This is a genomic window from Cobetia sp. SIMBA_158, assembly GCF_046566945.1.
GTDB classification, from domain to species: domain Bacteria; phylum Pseudomonadota; class Gammaproteobacteria; order Pseudomonadales; family Halomonadaceae; genus Cobetia; species Cobetia amphilecti.
On sequence record NZ_JAWJYL010000755.1, the window covers coordinates 1 to 252 of the forward strand.

The window sequence follows — 252 nt, forward strand, 5'->3', positions numbered from 1 at the left end:
TATCGCGGTGCTCGGAGTGAAACCATAGATGGGAATCGGGGTGCGAAGCCTTGATACGCGTCGGACGGTGTCGCCAGACTCCGTGAACACACAGACGCTCGTCGCGCCGAGCACCATGGCCACCTCTAACGCGGCAAGTGTGAGCGCCCCACCCTGTGTTCTCGGTTTGGTGCGCATCGGCACGATGCGTTCGAGTGCGTGCTCCTCGGTCGACTTGATGATGCGTGACATCGTCGCCACAGCTTCAATCGG

At 61.1% G+C, this 252-nt stretch carries 1 protein-coding gene; it reads right to left on the reverse strand.

Features of this window, described 5'->3' with window-relative positions; all coding sequences use genetic code 11:
* On the reverse strand, positions 1–231 hold a 231-nt coding region (locus R2R70_RS21830; RefSeq protein ID WP_410979172.1), incomplete at its 3' end, for a pyruvate kinase alpha/beta domain-containing protein.
* Positions 232–252: the final 21 nt, after the last annotated feature.